This window comes from Micromonospora sp. AMSO12t, from assembly GCF_008806585.1.
In the GTDB taxonomy this organism is placed as follows: domain Bacteria; phylum Actinomycetota; class Actinomycetes; order Mycobacteriales; family Micromonosporaceae; genus Micromonospora; species Micromonospora reichwaldensis.
Map to the genome: position 1 here is coordinate 1 of NZ_WAAS01000623.1, position 440 is coordinate 440.

Below are 440 nucleotides of genomic sequence, written 5' to 3' on the forward strand. Positions count from 1 at the left end.
CATTGCAACATTGATTTTAAATCATATAAGCCAAACCAACAAAATGTTGGTAAACGTCGTAAAAAATGGCAATACGAGCAACAACAAAGCATCAAAGCAAAAGAAGAACTTCTCGAAGAACGTCTTTTACTTGCACAAGACAGGCTAGACATAGCTGATCTGATAGATCAGCACCAACAGGTGCAGGAACGTGCCGAAACGGCTCAAATGAAGGCTCTGGAAGCCACAAAGCAAGAGATTCAGGCCAAGGCTGATGCTGATGTTGCAAAGCTCCAGGCAGAGCAGAAAATCAGCCTAATGACTGAAATGAGAAGATTGTTCAATGACTTTAAAAGCTCATTATCTGGCTGGATTAACAGCATTAAATCAAAAGATGAACTACTGGAAGAAATCAACAGAAACGACACTATAAGTGCCGTAGAAATGATGCAGAATCATCA

The 440-nt window shown here is 40.2% G+C and carries 1 protein-coding gene; it reads left to right on the forward strand.

All coding sequences use genetic code 11. The features are described from left to right. Positions 1 to 440: hypothetical protein (locus F6X68_RS33885; protein ID WP_225852585.1), on the forward strand; the 440-nt coding region annotated here is incomplete at both ends.